At 70.9% G+C, this 21699-nt stretch carries 22 protein-coding genes; 11 read left to right on the forward strand and 11 right to left on the reverse strand.

Translation table 11 applies throughout. The annotated features are described in order from the left end of the window. Positions 1 to 194: 194 nt before the first annotated feature. The 4 genes from deoC (at position 195) to A37W_RS0104455 (ending at position 4496) form a co-directional block, all read left to right on the forward strand. A complete protein-coding gene (gene deoC / locus A37W_RS0104440; RefSeq protein ID WP_018301819.1) occupies positions 195 to 1202 on the forward strand; it encodes a deoxyribose-phosphate aldolase in 1008 nt (335 codons plus the stop codon). 121 nt (positions 1203 to 1323) lie between these two features. Beyond that, positions 1324 to 3663: an aldehyde dehydrogenase family protein gene (locus A37W_RS0104445; RefSeq protein ID WP_018301820.1), complete on the forward strand. Its 2340-nt coding sequence runs from the start codon at positions 1324 to 1326 to the stop codon at positions 3661 to 3663. Between the two features lie 48 nt (positions 3664 to 3711). Then, positions 3712 to 4047: an ArsR/SmtB family transcription factor gene (locus tag A37W_RS0104450; RefSeq protein WP_018301821.1), complete on the forward strand. Its 336-nt coding sequence runs from the start codon at positions 3712 to 3714 to the stop codon at positions 4045 to 4047. Then, on the forward strand, positions 4044 to 4496 hold the full coding sequence (locus A37W_RS0104455) for an SRPBCC family protein (protein ID WP_018301822.1): 453 nt from the start codon (positions 4044 to 4046) through the stop codon (positions 4494 to 4496). The genes A37W_RS0104450 and A37W_RS0104455 overlap by 4 nt, the downstream gene beginning before the upstream one ends. A 290-nt stretch (positions 4497 to 4786) precedes the next feature. On the opposite strand, the gene A37W_RS0104460 is transcribed toward A37W_RS0104455, so the two are convergent. The 9 genes from A37W_RS0104460 to A37W_RS0104495 all read right to left on the reverse strand — a co-directional run bounded on the left by A37W_RS0104460 (position 4787) and on the right by A37W_RS0104495 (position 12403). After that, positions 4787 to 5416: a DUF1523 family protein gene (locus A37W_RS0104460; RefSeq protein WP_018301823.1), complete on the reverse strand. Its 630-nt coding sequence runs from the start codon at positions 5414 to 5416 to the stop codon at positions 4787 to 4789. Positions 5417 to 5427: 11 nt separating this feature from the next. Then, positions 5428 to 5694 carry a hypothetical protein gene (locus A37W_RS0104465; protein WP_018301824.1) on the reverse strand — a complete coding sequence of 89 codons (267 nt, stop codon included), beginning with the start codon at positions 5692 to 5694 and terminating at the stop codon, positions 5428 to 5430. Then, positions 5695 to 7119, reverse strand: a complete 1425-nt coding sequence (locus A37W_RS0104470; protein ID WP_157236465.1) for a DUF6638 family protein — start codon at positions 7117 to 7119, stop codon at positions 5695 to 5697. Between the two features lie 11 nt (positions 7120 to 7130). Then, positions 7131 to 7475, reverse strand: a complete 345-nt coding sequence (locus tag A37W_RS0104475) for a hypothetical protein (RefSeq protein ID WP_018301826.1) — start codon at positions 7473 to 7475, stop codon at positions 7131 to 7133. A gap of 279 nt (positions 7476 to 7754) precedes the next feature. Beyond that, positions 7755 to 9695: an AAA family ATPase gene (locus A37W_RS0104480; RefSeq protein WP_018301827.1), complete on the reverse strand. Its 1941-nt coding sequence runs from the start codon at positions 9693 to 9695 to the stop codon at positions 7755 to 7757. 22 nt (positions 9696 to 9717) lie between these two features. After that, entirely contained in the window at positions 9718 to 10050 is a 333-nt protein-coding gene (locus A37W_RS0104485; protein ID WP_018301828.1) for a hypothetical protein, read from the reverse strand. Beyond that, positions 10047 to 11180, reverse strand: a complete 1134-nt coding sequence (locus A37W_RS0104490; RefSeq protein WP_018301829.1) for a hypothetical protein — start codon at positions 11178 to 11180, stop codon at positions 10047 to 10049. Before A37W_RS0104490 ends, A37W_RS0104485 begins: the two co-directional genes overlap by 4 nt. A gap of 3 nt (positions 11181 to 11183) precedes the next feature. Then, positions 11184 to 11312 carry a hypothetical protein gene (locus A37W_RS24505; protein WP_268237587.1) on the reverse strand — a complete coding sequence of 43 codons (129 nt, stop codon included), beginning with the start codon at positions 11310 to 11312 and terminating at the stop codon, positions 11184 to 11186. Beyond that, complete coding sequence (locus A37W_RS0104495) at positions 11309 to 12403, reverse strand: coiled-coil domain-containing protein (RefSeq protein ID WP_018301830.1); 1095 nt, start codon at positions 12401 to 12403, stop codon at positions 11309 to 11311. Before A37W_RS0104495 ends, A37W_RS24505 begins: the two co-directional genes overlap by 4 nt. A 182-nt stretch (positions 12404 to 12585) precedes the next feature. Here A37W_RS0104495 and A37W_RS0104500 point away from each other — a divergent pair, with 182 nt between their 5' ends. Beyond that, positions 12586 to 12933, forward strand: coding sequence for a cupin domain-containing protein (locus tag A37W_RS0104500; RefSeq protein ID WP_018301831.1), 348 nt, complete (start codon positions 12586 to 12588; stop codon positions 12931 to 12933). 61 nt (positions 12934 to 12994) lie between these two features. Here A37W_RS0104500 and A37W_RS0104505 read toward each other — a convergent pair whose 3' ends face one another. Together A37W_RS0104505 and yghU are read right to left on the reverse strand one after the other, a co-directional pair. Next, positions 12995 to 13909, reverse strand: coding sequence for a L,D-transpeptidase (locus A37W_RS0104505; protein ID WP_040753480.1), 915 nt, complete (start codon positions 13907 to 13909; stop codon positions 12995 to 12997). A gap of 138 nt (positions 13910 to 14047) precedes the next feature. Beyond that, positions 14048 to 14914, reverse strand: coding sequence for a glutathione-dependent disulfide-bond oxidoreductase (gene yghU, locus A37W_RS0104510; RefSeq protein ID WP_018301833.1), 867 nt, complete (start codon positions 14912 to 14914; stop codon positions 14048 to 14050). 110 nt (positions 14915 to 15024) lie between these two features. Between yghU and A37W_RS0104515 the strand changes: the two genes are divergently transcribed. The 6 genes from A37W_RS0104515 to A37W_RS0104540 all read left to right on the forward strand — a co-directional run bounded on the left by A37W_RS0104515 (position 15025) and on the right by A37W_RS0104540 (position 21697). Continuing rightward, entirely contained in the window at positions 15025 to 15765 is a 741-nt protein-coding gene (locus tag A37W_RS0104515; RefSeq protein WP_018301834.1) for a glucose 1-dehydrogenase, read from the forward strand. 63 nt (positions 15766 to 15828) lie between these two features. Further along, complete coding sequence (locus tag A37W_RS0104520; RefSeq protein WP_018301835.1) at positions 15829 to 16827, forward strand: P1 family peptidase; 999 nt, start codon at positions 15829 to 15831, stop codon at positions 16825 to 16827. A gap of 31 nt (positions 16828 to 16858) precedes the next feature. Beyond that, positions 16859 to 18337: an NAD-dependent succinate-semialdehyde dehydrogenase gene (locus tag A37W_RS0104525; RefSeq protein WP_018301836.1), complete on the forward strand. Its 1479-nt coding sequence runs from the start codon at positions 16859 to 16861 to the stop codon at positions 18335 to 18337. 123 nt (positions 18338 to 18460) lie between these two features. After that, the gene (locus A37W_RS0104530) at positions 18461 to 19120 is read left to right on the forward strand and encodes a potassium channel family protein (RefSeq protein WP_018301837.1); all 660 of its coding nucleotides are present in this window, start codon (positions 18461 to 18463) and stop codon (positions 19118 to 19120) included. A gap of 1 nt (position 19121) precedes the next feature. Further along, positions 19122 to 20456, forward strand: coding sequence for a TrkH family potassium uptake protein (locus tag A37W_RS0104535; protein WP_018301838.1), 1335 nt, complete (start codon positions 19122 to 19124; stop codon positions 20454 to 20456). A gap of 71 nt (positions 20457 to 20527) precedes the next feature. Then, complete coding sequence (locus A37W_RS0104540; RefSeq protein WP_018301839.1) at positions 20528 to 21697, forward strand: MFS transporter; 1170 nt, start codon at positions 20528 to 20530, stop codon at positions 21695 to 21697. The last annotated feature ends 2 nt before the right edge of the window (positions 21698 to 21699 follow it).

Consider the following 21699-nt stretch of genomic DNA (forward strand, 5'->3'; position numbering starts at 1 on the left):
CGAGGCCCCGGCTCGGGGGCCGGGGCGGGATTTCCTGGCGGGCCGGGCGCCCCGCTGCCTCCACCCGTCCCGGGCCTGACCCGGGACCTCTCTTGGCACGACCCACCTCCCCGATAATTTGACCATCCGGTCAAACCTTGCCAAGGCGCCGCCCCGATGCCACCCTTGCCCGGTCGGCTTCGCGGAGGCACCCGATGGACACCCACACGACGGACACGGACCGCACGGGCACCGCCGGCGCGCACCTGCCGCAGCTGCACGAGCCGCGGAACGAGGGCATGCCGCTCGACCTCGACTGGGTCGCGTCGGTGCAGGCCAACACCTCCGCGATCGAGCGCCGCGCCGCCACCCTGCCCGGCCGCCGCAGCGTGAAGAAGGAGTGGCAGGCCGCCTGGCTGGCCCGCGCCGTCAGCCTCATCGACCTCACCACGCTCGCCGGCGACGACACCGACGGCCGCGTCCGGCGCCTATGCGCCAAGGCCCGCCAGCCCGTCTCGCCCCGCATCCTCGACGCGATCGGCCTGCCGGACCTCACCGTCGGCGCGGTCTGCGTCTATCACGACATGGTGGCGACGGCGGTGGACGCGCTGGACGGCAGCGGCATCCCCGTCGCCGCCGTCTCCACCGGCTTTCCCGCGGGCCTGTCGCCGTTCCGCCTGCGCATCGCCGAGATCGGCGAGAGCGTCGCCGCCGGCGCGAAGGAGATCGACATCGTCATCTCGCGCCGCCACGTCCTGACCGGCAACTGGCAGGCCCTCTACGACGAGATGGCGGAGATGCGCGCCGCCTGCGGCGAGGCCCACGTGAAGGCGATCCTCGCGACCGGCGAGCTCGGCACGCTGCGCAACGTGGCCCGCGCCAGCCTCGTCTGCATGATGGCCGGCGCCGACTTCATCAAGACCTCCACCGGCAAGGAGAGCGTGAACGCCACCCTGCCCGTCAGCCTGACGATGATCCGCGCGATCCGCGACTACGAGGCCCGCACCGGCGTGAAGGTCGGCTACAAGCCCGCCGGCGGCATCTCCAAGGCGAAGGACGCGCTGACGTACCTCACCCTCATCAAGGACGAGCTCGGCGACCGCTGGCTGCGCCCCGACCTCTTCCGCTTCGGCGCCTCGTCGCTGCTCGGCGACATCGAGCGGCAGCTGGAGCACCACGTCACAGGCGCCTATTCCGCCGGCTGGCGCCACGCGCTGGCATGAAGCGGAACGACACGCCGATGTCCCGCCCGGCGGAACGCCGGGCAGCCCCCGACCGCCCCCCCGGGCGGGGGCTTCTCCCCCGCCCGCGGCCGGGGGCCGCCCTCCGCACGAGGTCCTGCCCATGACCATAAAGGAAATCTTCGACAGCATGGAGTACGGCCCCGCCCCCGAAAGCGCAAAGGAAGCGCTCGCCTGGATCGAGGCGAAGGGCGGCATGGCCGGGCCGTTCGTGAACGGCAAGTGGGGCTCCTTGCGCGCCGACATAGAGAGCCGCAACCCCGCCACCGGCGAACGCCTCGCGGGCCTGACCAAATGCACCGCCGCCGAGGTGGACGCCGCGGTTAAGGCCGCCCGCAAGGCGCAGCCCGGCTGGTGGAAGGCCGGCGCCCATGCCCGCGCCCGCATCCTCTACGCCATCGCCCGCGGCATGCAGAAGCAGTCCCGCCTGCTGGCGGTCATCGAGACGCTCGACAACGGCAAGCCGATCCGCGAGAGCCGGGACATCGACGTCCCCCTCGCGATCCGGCACTTCTACCACCATGCCGGCCTCGCCCAGCTCCTGGAGTCCGAACGCCCCGGCATGGTCCCCCACGGCGTCTGCGGCCAGATCATCCCGTGGAACTTCCCGCTCCTCATGCTGGCGTGGAAGATCGCCCCGGCGCTGGCCGCCGGAAACACGGTCGTCCTGAAGCCGGCCGAATATACCTCCCTCTCCGCAATGGTCTTCGCCGAGATCTGCGCCGAGGCCGGCGTACCCCCCGGCGTCGTCAACATCGTCACCGGCGACGGCGAGACCGGCGCGGCCCTCGTCGCGGCGGAGGTCGACAAGATCGCCTTCACCGGCTCCACCGAGGTCGGCCGCCGCATCCGCGAGGCGACGGCGGGCCGCGGTATCCCGCTCACGCTCGAGCTGGGGGGCAAGTCGCCCTACATCGTCTTCGACGACGCCGACCTCGACAGCGCGGTCGAGGGCCTGGTCGACGCGATCTGGTTCAACCAGGGCCAGGTCTGCTGCGCCGGCTCGCGCCTGCTGGTGCAGGAGGGCGTGGCCGAACGGTTCTACGACAAGCTGACGACGCGCATGGACCGGCTGCGCGTCGGCGACCCGCTCGACAAGTGCATCGACGTGGGCGCGGTGGTCGACCCGGTGCAGCTGCGCGCGATCACCGAGATGGTCGACGCCAACACCGAAGGCGAGGTCCGCCGCGCCAACGTCCCGATGCCCGCGAACGGCTGCTACTACCCGCCGACGCTGATCACCGGCCTCAGCACCTCGTCCCCGCTGATGCAGGAGGAGATCTTCGGCCCGGTCCTCGTCTCCACCACCTTCCGCACCCCGGACGAGGCGGTGGAACTGGCGAACAACACCCGCTACGGCCTCGCCGCGACGCTGTGGAGCGAGAACGTCAACCTCGCCCTCGGCGTGGCGCCGCGGCTGAAGGCCGGGGTGGTCTGGGTGAACGGCACCAACATGTTCGACGCCGCCGCCCCGTTCGGCGGCATCCGCGAGAGCGGCTTCGGCCGCGAGGGCGGCTGGGAGGGGCTGGGCGCCTACCTGCGCCCCGACCGCCGGCCATCCCGCCTGAAGCCCGTCGCGCCCTACACCGGCGAAGGCGCGCCCCCGGCCGGCATCGACCGCACCGCCAAGCTCTACATCGGCGGCAAGCAGGCGCGCCCCGACGGCGGCTATTCCCGCGCCGTCCACGGCCCCAAGGGCGCCCTCCTCGGCCACGTGCCGCTGGCGAACCGCAAGGACGTGCGCAACGCGGTCGAGGCGGCGCACGCCGCGAAAGGCTGGTCCGGCACCACCGGGCACCTGCGGGCGCAGATCCTCTACTACCTGGCCGAGAACCTGTCGGCCCGGGCGGACGAGTTCGCGCGGCGGCTCAAGGACATGACCGGCGCGTCCGGCGAGGCCGAGGTCGAGGCGTCGGTCCGGCGCCTGTTCACCTGCGCCGCCTGGGCCGACAAATTCGATGGCGAGGCGAAGGGCGTCCCCCTCCGCGGTCTCGCGCTCGCCCTGCGCGAGCCGGTGGGCGCGATCGGGATGCTGTGCCCCGACGAGGCCCCCCTCCTCGGCCTCGTCTCGACGGTGGCCCCCGCGATCGCGATGGGCAACCGCGTCGTCGCGGTGGCAAGCGAGCCGTTTCCGCTCGCCGCCACCGACCTCTACCAGGTGCTGGAAACCTCCGACGTCCCCGCCGGCGTCGTGAACATCCTCACCGGCAGCCATGCCGAGCTGGCGCCGACCCTCGCCGGCCATCTGGAGGTCGACGCTGTCTGGAGCTTCTCCTCCACCGACCTGTCGGCCGGTATCGAGAAGGCCAGCGCCGGCAACCTCAAGCGGACCTGGGTCGATTACGGCCGCGCCCGCGACTGGAGCGGCCCCGAGGGCGAGGGCCGCGCCTTCCTGGACGCCGCGACCGAGGTGAAGACGGTCTGGGTCCCCTACGGCGAGTGATGCTTTCCGAAAGCGGAAAGCGCCTGCCCCCCGACCTCTGGTCTCCCGATGCCTGACGCCGCCCTCCACCTCGACGCGACCTTCCGCGCCCTCTCCGATCCCCGCCGCCGGGCGATGCTGGACCAGCTGGCGGCCGAGGGCCCGCGCACGGTCAGCGAGATCGCCGCCCCCGCCGGTCTGGCCCTGCCCTCGGCGGTCAAGCACCTGGCGCAGCTGCAGGAGGCTGGCCTGGTGGCGTCCGACAAGACCGGCCGGGTGCGCACCTTCCGCCTCTCGGCCACCGCCTTTGCCGACCTGGAGAGCTGGGTCGCGATCCGCCGCCGCCGGGTGGAGCGGCAGCTGGACCGGCTCAGCCAGATGCTGACCGAGGACGGGTCCGAATGACCGAGACCGCCCACCACACCTTTACCGTCCCGCGCCACCTGCCCGCGCCGCTCCCCCGCGCCTGGCGCGCCTTCGCGGATGCGGACACCAAACGCCGCTGGTTCGCCTGCCACGCCGACTGGCGGACGGTCGAGTACGCGCTCGACTGCCGCCCCGGCGGACACGAGCGCAGCCTGGTCGTGACCCCCGCGGGCGGCCGCCACCTGATGGAGGCGACCTACCTCGACGCCGTGCCGGAGGCGCGCATCGTCTACGCCCACGCGATGAGCGTGAACGACGCGCGCCTCTCCGCCTCGCTGGTCACCCTGACCTTCGAGGCCGAGGGCGCGGCGACCCGCCTCATCTGGACCGAACAGATCGTCCTGCTCGACGGCCGGCAGGACCTGGATGAGCGCATACACGGCACCCGCCTCGGGCTCGACGCTCTCGGCGCCTGGCTCGCCGCCTGACCGCCGCGTCCCCAAGACCCGCCCCGGAGTACCCCCGCCGCGATTCGACGGAGGGTCAAGGACGCGCGCAGCGCGCCGGCGAAGCCGGGACTCCTTGACGCTCCGGCGAATCGCACAAACCATCGAACAGGCGCGTTCAGGGCACACCTGCCCCTGAACCGCCTCCCCAGCAGAGTCCGGACACCCGCCCCCGGGGACCCGGCCGCGGCCGGAGCGCCCCGGAGGGGATGGCGGGCGGGGCGATGCGGGCGCCCGTCAGGCGCCCCGCGAGCGTCATCCGGCGTCCCCGCTCACCGACGCCGCCAGCTGCGCAGCCAGCTCTGCATGCCCGCCCGGCGCTCCGCCAGGGCGGCGTCCGCGTTGCGCAGGGACGGGTCGATCCGCGCCCGGCGGAGGCGCTTCCAGCGCACCCGGATCGCCCACCAGATCGCGATCAGCACCACGATGATCGCGATGTTCAGCCAGGGGATCAGCGTCACGTCCGGATCGTCGATCGGCCGGACGCCGACCGCGTTCGGGAACGCCGTCAGGAACGGGATGCGCCAGCCGTAATGGGTCATCACCACCCATTGCGGCGCGTCCCGGGTGGAGACGAGGTCGCGCGCCTCGGCCTGCAGGTTCGACGAATCGAACTTGAAGTAGGGCGGCCAGACCCCGGTATCCTCGTTGCGGTAGACCATCACGTCGCCGTCCCGCTGGACGGTGTCGATGAAGCGCACGTCCCGCTCCACCATGCCGCCGTCGGAGGCGGCGCCGCTGTCGGGGGAGGCCCAGAAGATCGAGTTCTCGCCGAACTGCTCCAGCTTGATCTCGACCCCGGTGACGTAGACGATGTCCCGCTGGGGCAGCGTGTAGTGCAGGAACAGCACCACGACGAGAAGGACCGCGAGCCGGATCGCCCACCAGATGTAACGCAGCATCAGGGCACTCCTCAGTAGTAGTTCACGAGATAGATGATCCCGGCGACCACCACGGCCGGCACCACGTAGATGCCGAGGATCAGGCGCTTCTTCAACGACCGGTCGTACTCGACCATGCCCGCCTTGACGAAACTGTCGCGGTCGCCGATGCGGCCGCGCTCCTCCCAGAGCAGCTCCAGCGTCTCGCGCCGGCGAGCGCGCGACCACAGCGAGACCGAGACGTAGATCACCGACAGCACGACGAGGCCGAGCGCGAAGAGCCGGACCAGAGCGAACATCTACCGCCTCCCTATCGCGCCCCACGGCCCCACGGCGGAGATCCGGGCGGCGAGGTCGTCCTGTCGTCCGGCCGGCGTCCCGCCCCACGGCGAGGGGGCGGCCCCGCCCGCGCCGGCGCGCAGCCGGTCGCCGCGCCCGTCGCCTGGATCGTCCATCCCCGGCTCGGCGCCGAAGAGGGCGCGGCGGGTGCCGGCCTTGTCCATCATGTATTCGTTCTGCAGGAACTGCGCCACATAGGTCTGCTTGCCGGCGGGCCAGCCGGCATAGGCGCGGTAGAACGCCTCCTTGTGGCAGATGAAGAGCTGCCGCACGTCGAGCGGCGCCAGCTCGGCCAGCAGCATGTTCACCAGGTCGCGGTCCGGCCCCGCGGCCCCGCGGAGGGTGTAGAAGTAGGCCGGATGCTCGGACGTGATCGTGGGCCACGCGCCATCCGCCCCGGCCCAGCGCGCGAGCGCGGCGAGGCCCTGCCATTCCTCGGGCAACGTGCCCGCGTGCCGCCGCGCCCAGGCGCGCAGGTCGCGCCGGGTGGCGCCGGTCAGGTCCTCGCCCGAGGCGGCGGCGACCTCGGCGACGATGAAGTCCATCTTCTGCTGCAGGATAGCGGCCGCGTCGATGCCGCGGGCGTCGACGATCCCCTCGACCAGCTGGTTCTCGATCAGCGTCCGGGCGATCCGCGTCCGGTCCTCGAAGCCCATCGCGCGGCCGAGCGGCAGCTCGCCCAGCGCCTCGGCGTCGCCGGGCGTGACCGCGAAGGGCCGCTGCGCCTTGCGGAACAGGTACAGGCCGCCGAAATGCGCGGTCCAGAAGTTCTCCTGCTCGAACGTCATCCGCTCCAGCGTCACCGGGTTGCGCGTCAGGTCTCCGGTCTCGCCTGCGAGCGAGATCATCTCGGCGATCAGCACGTCATCCCACCAGGCGTCCGGCTCGCGGCGGAAACGGGCGATGCGCTCCTCGAGCTGCCGGGCGCTGGCGACCGTGCCGGCGGCGGTGTCCGCCTCCACCGTGATCCGGCCGATCTTGAACAGGTCGGCGGGGCGGGCGACGCGGAACACGGTGTCCGCCAGCTCGCCCGCCACCGCGTCGCGGGCGGTCAGCCCGAACAGCTGCGCCTCGTTGCCTTCGATGAACTGCCGCAGGATGCCCCGTGAGGTGGAGAACTGCGCGTTCAGGAGCGGCGCGGACTGCTGCTCGGTCGTCAGCAGGATGAACTGCCGGTTCACGCCGCCCGGATTGAGGTAGAGGTCGTCCCCCAGCTCGTCCCCGATCTCGGGCGAGAAGCCGGAGATGTCGATGTGGAACTCGTCGAGCGCGGTGATCCGACCCGTGAGGTGCTGCATCGCCCGGCGGTAGCGCTCGACCAGCACGGGGCTGTCGATGCGCACCAGGTTGCCGAACATCAGCCCCTTCTCGACCAGCAGGCCCAGGCCCGTCGCCATCACCAGGTCTCCTTCGTCCAGGTCCGGGGGATGCCCGCGATCGACAGGAGCATGATCGGCGCCCAGATCAGCGCCGAGATCAGGCCGAGTCGCAGGAAGTGGAAGACGCCTGCCGCCGTCCCCTCCTCGAACAGCATCGCGAAGGGCACGCCCTGCCAGACATAGAGCGCGATGAAGTAGACCATGCCGAGGGCCAGCATGATCAGCGTGGCCACGAAGGCGAGGATGAACAGCGGCCGCACCCCCTCGGGCCAGACGAGGCTGAGCAGCTTGGGCACCAGCCAGCCGGTGAAGGCCAGCGCCACCGCGGGCCAGATGAGGCCGGAGGCGAAGGCGTCAGCCATGGATGTAGGGTGGGTGAAACCCACCGTCCGCGGCGGCGGTCGCGTGCGTCCATCCCGAGAGGCTCGCGCCCGGGACCGCGAGGTCCCGGGTCAGGCCCGGGACGGGATTGCGCCGGGGGCGACCCGCCGGCCATGAAAACCCGCCCCGGCCCCCGAGCCGGCCCGGGACGGGATTGCGCCGGGGGCGACCGGCCCGCCAAGAAAACCCGCCCCGGCCCCCGAGCCGGGGCCCCGACGGTTCCAGGTCCCGCGTCGGGACGTGGAGGATGCGGACCGCCCTCAACGTTCGCGCCCCCTCTGCGCCAGGTACCGCCGCTTCGCCTCTTCCGTCAGCCCGTACTCGCGAACCATCCGGGCGATGGCCTCCTCGTCCGACTTGTCGGCGTAGCGGAATTCGCTGTCGGCGTAGCGGTTGATCTCCTGGATCACCATCTCGGTCGTGATCGGCACCCGCAGGTCGGCGATCATGGCCTTCTTTGTGTCGTAGTCCTTGAAGAGGAAGAGGTCGGGCTTCTCCATCCACTCGTCCGGCAGCTCGAAGTCCATCGCCCGGACCTTGATCGCGTCGGTGATGTTCTTGATCGCGCGGCCGGTGAAGCGCCTGTCCGCCTCCTGGATCCCCTTCAGGTACGTGCCCAGCTTGGCGATCGTGTCGAGCGGGCCGACCTCCTGCGCCACCTTTTCGAACACCTTCACCAGCCCCTCCTCGTGGGGGCGGTTGTGGCTCTCGAACGAGGCCGCGACCGCCTTCTCGATCTGTTGGGCGGCGAACAGCTCGTGATCGCCGACCGGGATCGCATGGTTCTTCCCCATCAGGAGCGCCAGGATGTCGATGTAGTCCGCGCGGGTCTGCGGCCCGTCCACCAGGAACCGCCCCCCCGCGCGCTGGCGCAGGGCGTCGTCCACGTTCTCGGGGTAGTTGGAGAACATCCCGAACGTGCAGTTGCCGCGCACCACCGTGTTGGCGCCGGCGAAGGCGTCCATCAGGACGGCGGTGATCTCCAGCTGGCCCGCGCTCGACTGCCGGTCGCCGCGCTTGCCGGCGAGCATGTCGATGTCGTCCACGGTGCCGAAGCCGATGACGGTCGGGTCCATGACGTTGTCGATGAAGGCGCGGGCGTTCTGACCGGACTTGCCCTGGTAGCTGTCGATGTTGTCGGTGGACAGGTTCTGGTAGCGGAACGGGTAGCCCGCGTTCTCGCAATAGCCGTGGATCAGGCCGGCCATCATCTGGATCAGCGTCGTCTTGCCGGTGCCCGGTGCGCCGTCGCCCATGAAGGTGAAGATGAAGCCGCCGAGCTCGGCGAAGGGGTTCAGCCGGCGCTCGAAATCGTAGGCCATCAGCATCTTGGCGAGGCGCATCGCCTGGTACTTGGCGATGTGGTTGCCGACGACCTCGTGCGGCTTCTTGAAGGTCATGGTCAGCGTGCTGCCCTTGCCCTTCGTCGCCGGCTCGAAGCCGCGGATCGTCAGCCCGTCCGCCTCGACTTTCCACGCCGCCCCGGTGAACGGCGCCAGCCGCCCGGCGGTGGAGGCGCGGGCCGCGACGCGGCCCATCAGCGCCTCGGCGAAGGCGAGGACGGTCGCCGCCATCCGCGGCTCGGTCGTGCCGAAGGCCGCGAGATCCTTGTCCAGCTCCCACAGCGCGCCGTGCAGGGCGAGCTGGGCATTGTCGGTCAGCACCTCCTCGACCTCGCCGATCTCCACCTCTTCGCCGCCATGGGCGGACAGCAGGAACGCGGCGGCGTTGGCGAAGGTGTGGAGGACGGCGAGCGCCTCGGCGGTCAGCAGTTCGGAGAACTCGGTCTGCCTGTCGCCCGGCAGCCGCCCCTCGAGGTTGGCGCGCTTCAGATCCGACAGGCCCGTCCGCTCCGAGAACGCCTCGCCGATGGCGAGCGCGATGGCCAGCGCCCGGCGCAGCCCGGTCTGCACCGCGGCCAGCGTCGGAGTGACGAGGCCGTCCGAGCCCTCCACCGCCTCGATCCGCTCCAGCACGCGCACGCCCTCGGTCCGCACCTGCCGCCGGGTGACGAGGCCCGGCGTCGTCGACCGGAACGTCCGCCGCGTGCCGATCCCGGGCGAACGCTCCGCCACCGGCGCCGCCCCGCCCTTGGCGATCCGGGGCGCGTGGTCGAACCCCTCCAGCATGGCGAGCGCGGCGGGGTAGTGCTTGCGCACGTCCTCCTCGCGCAGTTCCATCAGGTCGGAGGTCTGGCTCATCGGGGCCTCTTTTCCTCGTGGCTCATTGCACCGTCTCCGAAACGACGACCCGCTGCCACGGCCGGCCGTGGGTCTGCATCCGCCAGACGAGCGCCTCGCCGTTTGCGCCCTCGCAGACGCGCACGACGTCGACGCCGAAGAGGGCGCCGCCGCGGGCCTTCTCGATGCAGGCGGCATCCGGCGCGGACCGAGGGCCGCCGAAGGCGGGGTCGAGCGGCTGGAAGGCCCGGGTCTGCAGCCACGTCGCGACGGCGGCGTAGCCCTCGTCGGCGCGGGCCGCGACTTCGGGCGCGGTCGGCTGGACGACGCCGACGCACCCGGCGAGCGCCAGGGGAAGGGCCAGCGCGCCCCTCACCGGTAACTCACCACGCGTCCCGAGGGCGCCACGACGAACTTGCGCACGTCGCGAAAGCCGGGCGGGTTCAGCCCCGCCAGCGCCTGGAACGGCCGCTCGGGCAGGATCACCGCCCGCTCCATCGAGGTCGCGCCGGTGTCGGCGCCGCGGCCCGCGAAGGGGTCGAGCGCGAAGATCTGTCGCTCCACGGTGCCGAACCAGCCCGAGCGCGCCTGCTCCACCCGTTCCGACACCAGCTCCTCGTCCGTCCAGACGAGCGCCCAGTCCTCGCCCTCCGGCGCCCGCGCGGCCGCGAGCACCTCGCGGATCGGCCCCTCCTGACGGGTGAAGGCGTGGGAATACATCGGGCCGATATGGATGCGGCGCAGCTTCTTGGGGTGCAGGTCGTCGAAATCCTCGTCGAAGCCCTTGGCGATGGTCAGCAGCTTCAGCCCGCCCACGGCCTGCGCCATCAGGTGCGCCTGGACCTCGGGCCAGCGCCTCTCGTCCTTGGGCAGGCCGACGCGGCCGGTATCCTCGACCTCCATCAGGTAGATCTCGGGCAGGTTCACCTGCCCGTCCCAGACCGCCCAGGTGATCAGGAACCGCCGCCGCTCCACGCCACCGGCCCCGTCGTTGCCCAGCCATTCGGCCGTCGGATCGTTCCGGGCGAGGAACAGGCCGCCCTTCACCAGCTCCTCGTAGTACAGGCGCTGGGACAGGGCGAACTGCAGCTTGGTCGGGATCTGCCGCTCGCCGACGATGGTGCGGACCATGTCGTCCTTCAGCTTCTCCACCGAGGGCATGGCGCGCAGGTGGCTCTCGGCCTGCAGCGTGTCGTTGGCGAGGACGAGGATCTCGGACAACACGGGAAACCCGCTCTCGATCCGGTCGAAGGTCAGCTTGCCGGCATGCGCCCAGCGGCCCGAGAAGTGGTACTTGTGCGCCAGCGCCCGGAAGGTGAGGTTCAGGCCGATCAGGTAGCGCGCGACCGCGGCGACCTCCTCACGGGTGAAGCGCCGCTCGGCCTCCATCCGCCCCGCGACGCGGCCGAGATGGCCGGTGATCGCGCGGAACTTCTCGAAGTACCGGCGGGTGACGCGGGTATCCTCGAGCTGGAAGTGGTCGAGCGGGCGGATCTCGGCGGGCACGTCTCAATCCTCGGACAGCGAAATCTGCGCAGGTTTCGCGGGCGGAAACTGCGCAGCTTCCGTTCCGGAAATCACGCGATTTCCGGGCACGATTTCCGCTTGGAAATCGCGGCGCGTGACCACCGCGCTCACGACGATCCGACGTCGCCCGTGCCGTAGGCGTTGGCGTCGTGCTTCTCGACGATCTTCTGGAACCGACGGGCGAAGCGCTCGTCCGCCTTGGCCTTGGCCTCCAGCACCTCGCGGGCGAAGACCATGTGGTCCTCGTGCGCCTCCATCATCTCGGCCATGCGGGTGTTGGTGGCGCTGCCGATCGCGGCCATCGCGGTCTGCGCCTCCTGGTCGGTCTTGACACCGATCTCGTTGATCCGGTGCGCCACGTCCTGCTGCTGCGCGGTCTTCAGCGACTTCGACAGCGCGTCGTACAGGACCACCCGCTGCTGGGTGTCGGTCTTCAGCTTGTTGATCAGGACCATCTGCGTCGCCGCCTGGTTCTGCAGGCTGTCGATCCAGGTCTTGCCCTTCTCGATGTAGCGCTCGAGCGTCTGGCTCTTGGCCAGCATCACCTGCTCGGCCTGCACCTTCTCGTTGTAGTCGGCATTCAGCTCGGCGAGCTGGGTCTCCAGCTTGGTCCGCGCGGCTGCGTCCTGCTCGACGCTGATCCTGTTCTCCAGCTCGATGATGCGCGGATCCATCGCGGTGATCTCGGCCCGGACCGCCTCCAGCTCGCCGACCGTGCTCTCGCGGTCCACCAGCGTCGACTGCAGGTTCGTCTCCACCCGCTCCTTCTGCTCGTTCAGGAGGGCGAGCTGGTTCTCCAGCAGCTTCACGATGATGTCGGACTTGCTGATCAGATCCTGCAGCTTGTCGTCGATGCTGGCGGTGCGCATCCGCTCCTGCCGCATCGAGTCGGCCTTGGCCTGGCTGAAGATGCCGATGAAGCTCTCGAGGCCGGTCTTGGACCGCATCTCGTCGAAGTCGCGGCTGAAGCCGGCGGTCACGTCGTCGAGGCCCATGATCAGCTCGGCGATGTTCGCGTTCATGAGGTCGGTATGCTGGTGCACCTCGTCGAGCGACGCGTTCTCGATGTCGATCGTCACGTCGGTGCCCTGCGCCATCTTGGTGCGCGCCGTCTCGATCCGGCTGGTCAGCTCGGCGATCTTGGACTGCGCCTCCGCCACCTGGGTCTGGCTCTCGCGGATCTGGGCATCTAGGTCGGCCATCTTGAAATCGCTCCCTCGCGGAAATCGCCTGTCTCGAACATGGGGGACCGTAGGCCAGTCTGCAAAGGGCGTTAAGGCCGAATCTGGCCGGCGGTGGGGAATTCCCGACCGGGGTCGCGGCCGTTGCCGAGCGCGTGGGCAGGGGCCATCCTGACGGCGCGCCGACTTCAGAGGACCCGCCGATGACCGACCGCCTCCTGCCCCTGACCACCGAAGCCGCCGAGCCCGAGACGTCGCGGCCCGACCGGTCCCGCGTGATCTCCGGTGACCCGGTTCACACGACATGGACGCTGGACGAGGGCGGCGGCCTCTATGCCGGTGTCTGGCGGTCCACCCCCGGCGCGTGGCGGGTGGTCTATGACGAGTGGGAATACTGCATCCTGCGCGAAGGGCGGTCGGTCGTCACCGGCGACGACGGCTCGGCCCTGCGGCTGGGCCCGGGCGACGCGGCGGTGCTGCGGCCGGGTTTCTCGGGTGTGTGGGAGGTGGTGGAGACGACGCTCAAGGATTTCGTCGTCCGGCTCCCCTGAATGTGCGAACCGCCCGCGCGGGGGGGGGCGCGGGCGGCTCGGGACCTCGCCGAAGGTCCGGTTACTGGCTGGCGAACGGGCTGGCGATCGCCGGCTGGGCCGCGGGCAGCGTCCCCGCGACGGGGGTCGCGCCGATCGGCTCGCCCTCCACGACGCCGTCGAAGATGTCGCCGTGGCGGGCGTTCTGCTGGGCCACCGCGGCGTACACGTCCTCGGGGTTCAGGCGGACCGGCGGCAGCGTGCGGCCGCGGTTGGCCAGCGCCTCTCCCTCGATCCGCACCGACTCCTCGTAGGTGCGCACGACGACGGTGGTGCCGTTCGGCACCCGCTCGTACAGGTCGATCACGTCGTGGTTGAACATGCGGATGCACCCGGCCGACCCGGAGTTCCCGATCGAGCTCATGTCGTTGGTGCCGTGGATGCGGTAGAACGTGTCGCGCCCGCCGCGGTACAGGTACAGCGCCCGCGCGCCGAGGGGCGAGGACAGGCCGCCCGGTATGCCGTTCCGGAACGGGCCGTACACGTCGGGCTCGCGCCGCAGCATGTTGGCCGTGGGCGTCCAGCCCGGCCACTCGGCCTTGCGCTGGATCGTCGTCGTGCCCGACATCCCGAGGCCCTCGCGGCCGACCGCGATCGGGTAGCGGATCGCCTGCCCGCCGGGCTGCACCCAGTACAGGAACTTGGCGTGGGGATCGATCTCGATCGTGCCCGGCGGCTGGGTGCCCGGATACTGCACGACGGCGCGGCGGTTCACCCCTTCAAGGTATTCCGGTGGCACCGGCGGCAGGCGGAATTCGCCGTCCTGCAGGACGCCGTAACCATCGACGATCTGGCTGAAGGGGATCCCGTTCACCGTCTCTTCGGCGACGGGCGCGTTCGAGACCGGGGCGGCGCCGCACGCGGCCAGCAGCGGCACGGCGAGCGCGATGAGCGAGAGGCGGACCCGGCGCGAGGCCGGGAGCAATTTATGGAACATGGGGCGGCAGCCTGAATGAAGTCTGTACGTTCGACGACAAGCGTTAACACATGGGCCCGGTTCCCGAAAGGCGACGACATCCGTACCGGCGAGGTGCCGCCGCCACCGTGTCGCGGCGGCGGCGAGGTGCGATGTGCGTCAGCTGGCCGAGCCGGTCTTGTCCGCGGTCGCGGTCTGGAAGTCTGACGCCGCGTGCCGCTCGCGCAGCTGCTCGGACGGCTCGCCCCATTGGCGATTGACCATCCTGCCGCGCTGCACGGCCGGCCGGGCGTCGATTTCCTTCGCCCAGCGCAGGACGTTCCCGTACTCGTGCACCGACAGGAACTCGGCCGCGTTGTAGGTCCGTCCGAGGACCAGGCTGCCGTACCACGGCCACGTCGCCATGTCGGCGATCGTGTACTCGTCGCCGGCGAGGTAGCGGCGGTCCTTCAGCTCCCGGTCGAGCACGTCGAGCTGGCGCTTGGCCTCCATCGCGAAGCGGTTGATCGGGTATTCGAACTTCTCGGGCGCGTAGGCGTAGAAGTGCCCGAAGCCGCCGCCGAGGTAGGGCGCGGAGCCCTGCAGCCAGAACAGCCAGTTCAGCACCTCGGTCCGCGCCGGGCCGGAGGCGGGCAGAAAGGCGCCGAACCGCTCGGCCAGGTGCACCAGGATCGACGCGCTCTCGAACACGCGGACCGGCTCCGGCCCCGAGCGGTCCATCATCGCGGGGATCTTGGAGTTCGGGTTCACCTCCACGAAGCCCGAGCCGAACTGGTCGCCCTTGCCGATGTCGATCAGCCAGGCGTCGTACTCGGCGTCGTGCCCGGCCTCCAGCAGCTCCTCGAACATCACGGTGACCTTCACCCCGTTCGGCGTCGCCAGCGAGTACAGCTGGAACGGATGCTCGCCGACCGGCAGCTCCTTGTCGTGGGTCGGCCCGGCGACGGGGCGGTTGGTCGAGGCGAATTGGCCGCCGTTCTCCTTGTCCCAGGTCCAGACGGCGGGGGGCGTGTAGGTGTCGGCCATGGCAAGTATCCTTCGGGTGTTGTCCGGCGCCAAGTGGTAGCGCCCGCCCGCCGGGGCGCAAGGCGCGGGAGCCGTGACAGGCGGCGGGCGCGCGGGCTAGGGTCGGGCGCATGAGACTGGACGGCAGGACCGCGATCGTCACCGGCGGCGGCTCGGGCTTCGGCGCCGGCATCGCCCGCGCCTTCGCGGCCGAGGGCGCGACGGTGCTGATCGCCGACCTGAACGGGGGCGCCGCCCGGACGGTCGCCGACGGGATCGGCGGCCACTGGACCGAGACCGACGTCGGCGAGGACGCGTCCGTCGCGCGGCTCGCCTTCGAGGCGTCGGACCGGCTGGGCGACGTCGATATTCTCGTCAACAACGCCGGCATCACTCATTTGCCCCAGCCGCTGGAGGAGGTGAGCGAGGACGACTTCGACCGCGTGCTGCGGGTGAACGCCAAGTCGGTCTACCTGACCGCCCGCCATTTCGTGCCGGCGATGAAGGCGCGGGGGGCCGGCGCGATCCTCAACATCGCGTCCACCGCCGGCCTGTCGCCGCGGCCGGGCCTCAACTGGTACAACGCCTCCAAGGGCTGGATGATCACCGCGACGAAGACGATGGCGGTGGAGCTGGCGCCGGCGGGCGTGCGGGTCAACGCGCTCTGCCCCGTGGCGGGCGAGACGCCGCTGCTGGCGTCGTTCATGGGCGGCGACACGCCGGAGAACCGCGAGCGGTTCCTCAGGACGATCCCGCTGGGGCGGTTCTCGACGCCGCAGGACATGGGAGCGGCGGCGGTGTTCCTGTGCTCGGACGAGGCGTCGATGATCACCGGCGCGGCGCTGGAGGTGGATGGCGGGCGCTGCATCTGAGGCGGCGCGCGGGCGGCGATGTCCGGCCGGAGTATTTGTCTGCAAGATAGGGGAGCAGGCGGGATGGAACCGGGGCCGAGGAACCTGATTACCGACGTCGCGGGGCTGCGGGTCGGTAATGCCTCTGATGCCGCGCTGAAGTCGGGCGTGACGGTGCTCACCGCCGACGCGCCGTTCGTGGCGTCGGTGCACGTGATGGGCGGGGCGCCGGGCACGCGGGAGACCGATCTGCTCGACCCCGACCGGACGGTGCAGGAGGTGGACGCGCTGGTCCTCTCCGGCGGATCGGCCTTCGGCCTCGGCGCGGCGGAGGGGGTGATGGCGGCGCTGCGCGCGGCGGGGCGCGGGGTGGCGGTCGGGCCGGCGCGGGTGCCGATCGTCCCGGCGGCGATCGTGTTCGACCTGCTGAATGGCGGCCGCAAAGACTGGACCGACAGCCCCTACCCCGCCCTCGGGCGGGCGGCGTTCGAGGCGGCGGAGGCGGACTTCGCCCTCGGCACCGCGGGCGCCGGGACCGGAGCGACGAGCGCGACGCTGAAGGGCGGGCTCGGCTCCGCCTCCTGCGTGCTGGCCTCGGGCGTGACGGTGGGGGCGTTGGTGGTGGCGAACCCGGTCGGGACGGTGACCGACACCGCCGGCCGGTTCTGGGCAGCGCCGTTCGAGGTGGCGGGCGAATTCGGCGGCCTCGGCGCGGCGGGGCCGGCGCCCACGATGCCGCCGACCAAGATGGGACCGGCGCAGAGCACCGTCATCGCCATCGTCGCCACCGACGCCCGGCTGACCAAGGCTGAGGCCCGCCGAGTCGCCGTCGCCGCCCATGACGGCATCGCCCGCGCCGTCCTGCCGTCGCATACGCCCGCCGACGGCGACCTCGTCTTCGCCCTCTCGACCGGCGCCACGGACCACCCCGCCGAGGCGCTGTGGGCGATCGGCCATGCCGCGGCGGTCTGCCTGTCCCGCGCCATCGCCCGCGGCGTCTGGCTGGCTGCGCCGGCGCCGGACGACCCGCTGCCGACGTGGACGGAGAGGTTCGGCGCTGGACGGGGAGCGGCGGGCGCTTAGGTTCGGCGGCAAAGCCTGAGGGAGATCCGCCATGCTCGACCAGACCACCGACCTTAAGGGTATGCTGTCCCGCCCCGACCTGCTGTGCGAGCGGGCGTTCCTCGGCGGCGAGTGGGTGACGGCGGAGAGCGGCAGGACCTTCGAGGTCCGCAATCCCGCCCGCGGCGACGTCATCGCCAACGTCCCCGACCTGTCCCGCGGCGAGATCGCGCGCGCCATCGACGCCGCCCACGCCGCGCAGAAGGACTGGGCCAGGAAGACCGGCAAGGCGCGCGCCGCGATCCTGCGCAAATGGTACGACCTGATGATGGCCAATCAGGAGGATCTGGCGATCCTGATGACCGCCGAGCAGGGTAAGCCGCTGGCCGAGAGCCGGGGCGAGGTCGCCTACGGCGCCGGCTTCGTCGAGTGGTTCGGCGAGGAGGCCAAGCGCGTCTACGGCGAGACGATCCCAGGCCACATGGAGGACAAGCGCATCCTCGTCCTGAAGCAGCCGATCGGCGTCGCGGCCGGGATCACGCCCTGGAACTTCCCCAACGCGATGATCGCCCGCAAGGTCGCCCCCGCCCTCGCCGCCGGCTGCGCGTTCGTCTCGCGGCCCGCCTCGCTGACGCCGCTGTCGGCCCTCGCCATGGCGAAGCTGGCCGAGGAGGCGGGCGTGCCGGCGGGCATCCTGTCGGTGGTGACGACGACCTCGTCGTCCGAGGCGGGCAAGGAGTTCTGCGAGAACCCCAAGGTGCGCAAGCTGACCTTCACCGGCTCGACCGAGGTGGGGCGCATCCTGCTGAGGCAGGCCGCCGAGCAGGTGATGAAATGCTCGATGGAGCTGGGCGGTAACGCGCCGTTCATCGTGTTCGACGACGCCGACCTCGACGAGGCGGTGAAGGGCGCCATCGCTTGCAAGTTCCGCAACAACGGCCAGACCTGCGTCTGCGCCAACCGCATCTATGTGCAGGCGGGCGTCTACGACGCCTTCGCGGAGAAGCTGAAGGCGGCGGTGGAAAAGCTGCACGTCGGCGACGGCCTGTCGGACGGCACCGACCTCGGCCCGCTGATCGAGCCCGCGGCGGTGGACAAGGTGCAGGAGCACCTGAAGGACGCCCTCGGCAAGGGCGCCGCGGTCCTCACCGGCGGCGACGTGCACGAGCTGGGCGGCCAGTTCTTCCAGCCCACCATCGTCACCGGTGCCACGCCGCAGATGAAGGTCGCGACCGAGGAGACGTTCGGCCCCTTCGCCCCGCTCTTCCGGTTCGAGGACGAGGACGACGTGATCCGGCAGGCCAACGACACGATCTTCGGCCTCGCGGCCTATTTCTACGCCCGCGACCTCTCCCGCGTGACGCGGGTGCAGGAGGCGCTGGAATACGGCATCGTCGGCGTGAACACCGGCCTGATCTCGACCGAGGTCGCGCCCTTCGGCGGGGTCAAGCAGTCGGGGCTGGGCCGCGAGGGCTCGCGCCACGGGATCGAGGACTACCTCGAGATGAAGTACGTCTGTCAGAGCGTGTGATGCAGGTCGGCCGCCCGACGCATCGTCGGCACATGCCGGCCCCCTGCCCGCTCAGGACCCGCGTGACGTTTCGCGGCCGCGGACCTATCTAGTCGGCCGTTGCGATTCGCCCGGGAGGCCCTCGTGGCCAAGAGACGCACCTTCGCCGTGATCGGCCTCGGCACCTTCGGCTCGGTCGTGGCGACCGAACTCATGCGGTTCGGCAACGACGTCATCGGCATCGACATCGACCGCAAGGTCGCGAGCGACCATGCCGAACAGCTGAGCCAGTCGCTGATCCTCGATTCCCGGGACGAGCAGGCGCTGCGCGAGGCGGGCGTGGGCGACTGCGACGCCGCGATCATCTCGATGGCGACCGACCTCGAGGCGTCGATCCTGACGGCGATGAACCTCAAGCTCGTCGGCGTGCCGGTGGTCTGGGCCAAGGCGCTGAACCGGACCCACCACCGCATCCTCGCCAAGCTCGGCGTTGACCGGATCATACATGCGGAAGAGGAAATGGGCCGCAACGTGGCCCAGATCCTGCACAATCCGTACATCCGTGACTATGCGGCCATCGGCAACGGCTTCCACGTCGTGAACTTCGACGTGCCCGACTCGCTGGAGGGCAAGACGCTGGCCGACATCGCGATGCTGAACCGCCACGACGTCCGCCCCATCGGCGTCATGCGCGGCACCGACTGGCTGGGCGCCGGCGACTGCGCGGCGCCCCTGCGCGAGGACGACCGCCTGATCCTCCTCGGCACGCGATCGAACCTGCGGGCCTTCGCCGAGACGCTCTGACATGGGCCGCGCCGCCAGCCGCCGGTCGATGCGCCGGCTGCCCCCGCCGGCCCTGCTGGCGCTGATGTACCTCACCGTCATCGCGATGGGCACGGTCCTGCTGTCGCTGCCGGTGGCGCAAGAGGTGCCCGTTAGCCTGCTGACCGCCTTCTTCACCTCGACCTCCGCCGTCACCGTGACCGGCCTCGTCACCGTCGACCCCGCCTCGACCTTCACGCTGTTCGGCGAGATCGTCATCGCGGTACTGATCCAGATCGGCGGCCTCGGCCTGATGACCTTCGCCGCGTTCCTGCTGCTGACGCTCGGCATCTCCATCGGGATGCCGCAGCGGGTGATCCTGTCCGAGGAGCTCGGCTCGGCCAGCCTCGAGGGGCTGATGCGGCTGGCCAAGCTGATCCTGACCGTGGCGCTGGTGGCCGAGGCGGCGGGCACGGCGATCCTGGCGACCGAGTTCGTGCCCGACCACGGCTGGGCGCACGGCCTGTGGCTGTCGCTGTTCCACACCATCTCGGCCTTCAACAACGCCGGCTTCGCGCTGTTTCCCGACAGCCTGATGGGCTACAACACGCACCCGGTCGTCTCGCTGTCCATCGCCGCGATGTTCATCCTCGGCGGCCTCGGCTTCGTCGTCCTCGGCGACATCGCGCAGGCCCGGTCGTGGCTGCGGCTGTCGCTGCATTCCAAGCTGATGCTGGTGGGGACGGCGTTCCTGCTGATCCTCGGCTTCGTGCTGATCGCGCTGCTGGAATGGAGCAACCCGCTGACGCTCGGCGGCCTCTCCCCCGCCGACCGGCTGGTCGCGGCGTTCTTCCAGTCGGCGACGACCCGCACCGCGGGCTTCAACTCCATCGACATCGGCGCGATGGGCAACGCCTCGACCGTGCTGATGATGGTGCTGATGTTCATCGGCGGCGGCTCCACCTCCACCGCCGGGGGGATCAAGGTCACGACGGCGATCGTGCTCCTGCTCGCCACGCGGGCGTTCTTCCGGCAGCGGCAGGAATTCGCGATCTTCGGCCGCTCCCTCGGCCTCGTCGAGGTGATGAAGGTGATGGCGCTGACGACCGTGTCGCTGGGCGTCGTGGCGCTGTCGATCTTCCTGATCGCGATCCACTGGCAGGGGTCGATGTTCGACCTGACGTTCGAGGTCGTCTCCGCCTTCGGCACCGTCGGCCTGTCGCGCGGCGCGACCTACGACCTGACGGCGCCGGGGCAGATCCTGATCTGCTTCGTGATGTTCGTGGGCCGGGTCGGGCCGCTGACGCTCGGCTTCTTCCTCGCGATGGCGGCGCAGCCGCGGGTCGCCTACCCCAAGGGGCAGATCTACCTCGGCTGACGTTGACCTTCTCCGCCCGCGCCGACAGGGTGGCGCCCGGCGCGACCTCCGCGCCTGCCGGAAAGCCCCCGATGACAGCCACCAGCCCGGCCGAGCGGTTCGGCCCCGAGGCCCGCACCACGCTCTACTACGCGACCATCCTGTCGACGATGGGCGTGGTCACCGGCTATGGCGCGATCTGGCTGGCGGCGCAGGGGCTGAGCTCGGCGCAGATCGGGTGGATCAACGCGGCGCCGGTCTTCGTGATCCTATGCCTGAACCTCGCCGTGGGGCGGATCGCCGACCGGGCGTCGGACTGGCGGGGCATCATCGTCGGCTGCGCGTGGGTCGCGGCGATCGTGCCGGTCGGCCTGTACCTCGTGGAGGGGTTCTGGCCGATCCTGCTGGTCTGGACGGCGACCAGCGTCGCCCTCGGCGTGTCGATGCCGGTCTCGGACGCCGCGACGCTGAAGATGACCCAGCGGCGGGGCACCGAATACGGGCCGATCCGCGCCGCCGGCACCGTCGGCTACCTCGTCGCGCTCGTCATCATCGGCTACGCGGCAGAGGCGTGGGGCACGGCGGCCTACCTGCCCGTCTTCCTCGCCTTCGCCCTCTCCCGCGCGCTGACCGCCCTTGCCCTGCCCCGCTTCCGCGCCGCCCCGGGCGAGGACATCCGCCCCGGGCCGAGCACGCTGCGGGAGATCCTGCGGCCCTGGTTCGTCCTGCCGCTCCTCGGCGCGTCGGTCGTCTTCGGCTCGCACATCATCCTCAACATCTTCCAGGCGCTGCTGTGGGAGCGGCAGGGCATCGCGCTCGGCACGATCGGGCTGCTGATCGCCTTCGGCGCGGTGTGCGAGACGCTGATGATGCTGTTCTGGGGCCGCGTCCGGCGGATGGCGCCTGCCCGTTGGCTGCTGGCCGGCGCCGGGACGGTGGCGGTGCTGCGCTGGATCGCGATGGCCTTCGCGCCCGAGGTGGCGTGGCTGTGGCCGCTGCAGGCGCTGCACGGGATCACCTTCGGGGTGACGCTGATGGCCTCGCTCGCCTTCGTGAACCAGCACACGACCGAGCGGATCGCGGCGCAGGCGCAGGGGTTCTTCATGATGCTGCAGCAGGGCATGTCGGTGCTGGCGCTGACCGGCTTCGGCGCTCTGGCCGACGCCTTCGGCGCGGCGAGCTACTTCGCCTCGGCGGTTTTCGCCTCGCTCGGCGTCTGCCTCGTCCTGATCTCGCTGAAGCTGCGGCCGCCCGCCGGCTGACG

The sequence above is a fragment of the Wenxinia marina DSM 24838 genome (assembly GCF_000379485.1).
GTDB classification, from domain to species: domain Bacteria; phylum Pseudomonadota; class Alphaproteobacteria; order Rhodobacterales; family Rhodobacteraceae; genus Wenxinia; species Wenxinia marina.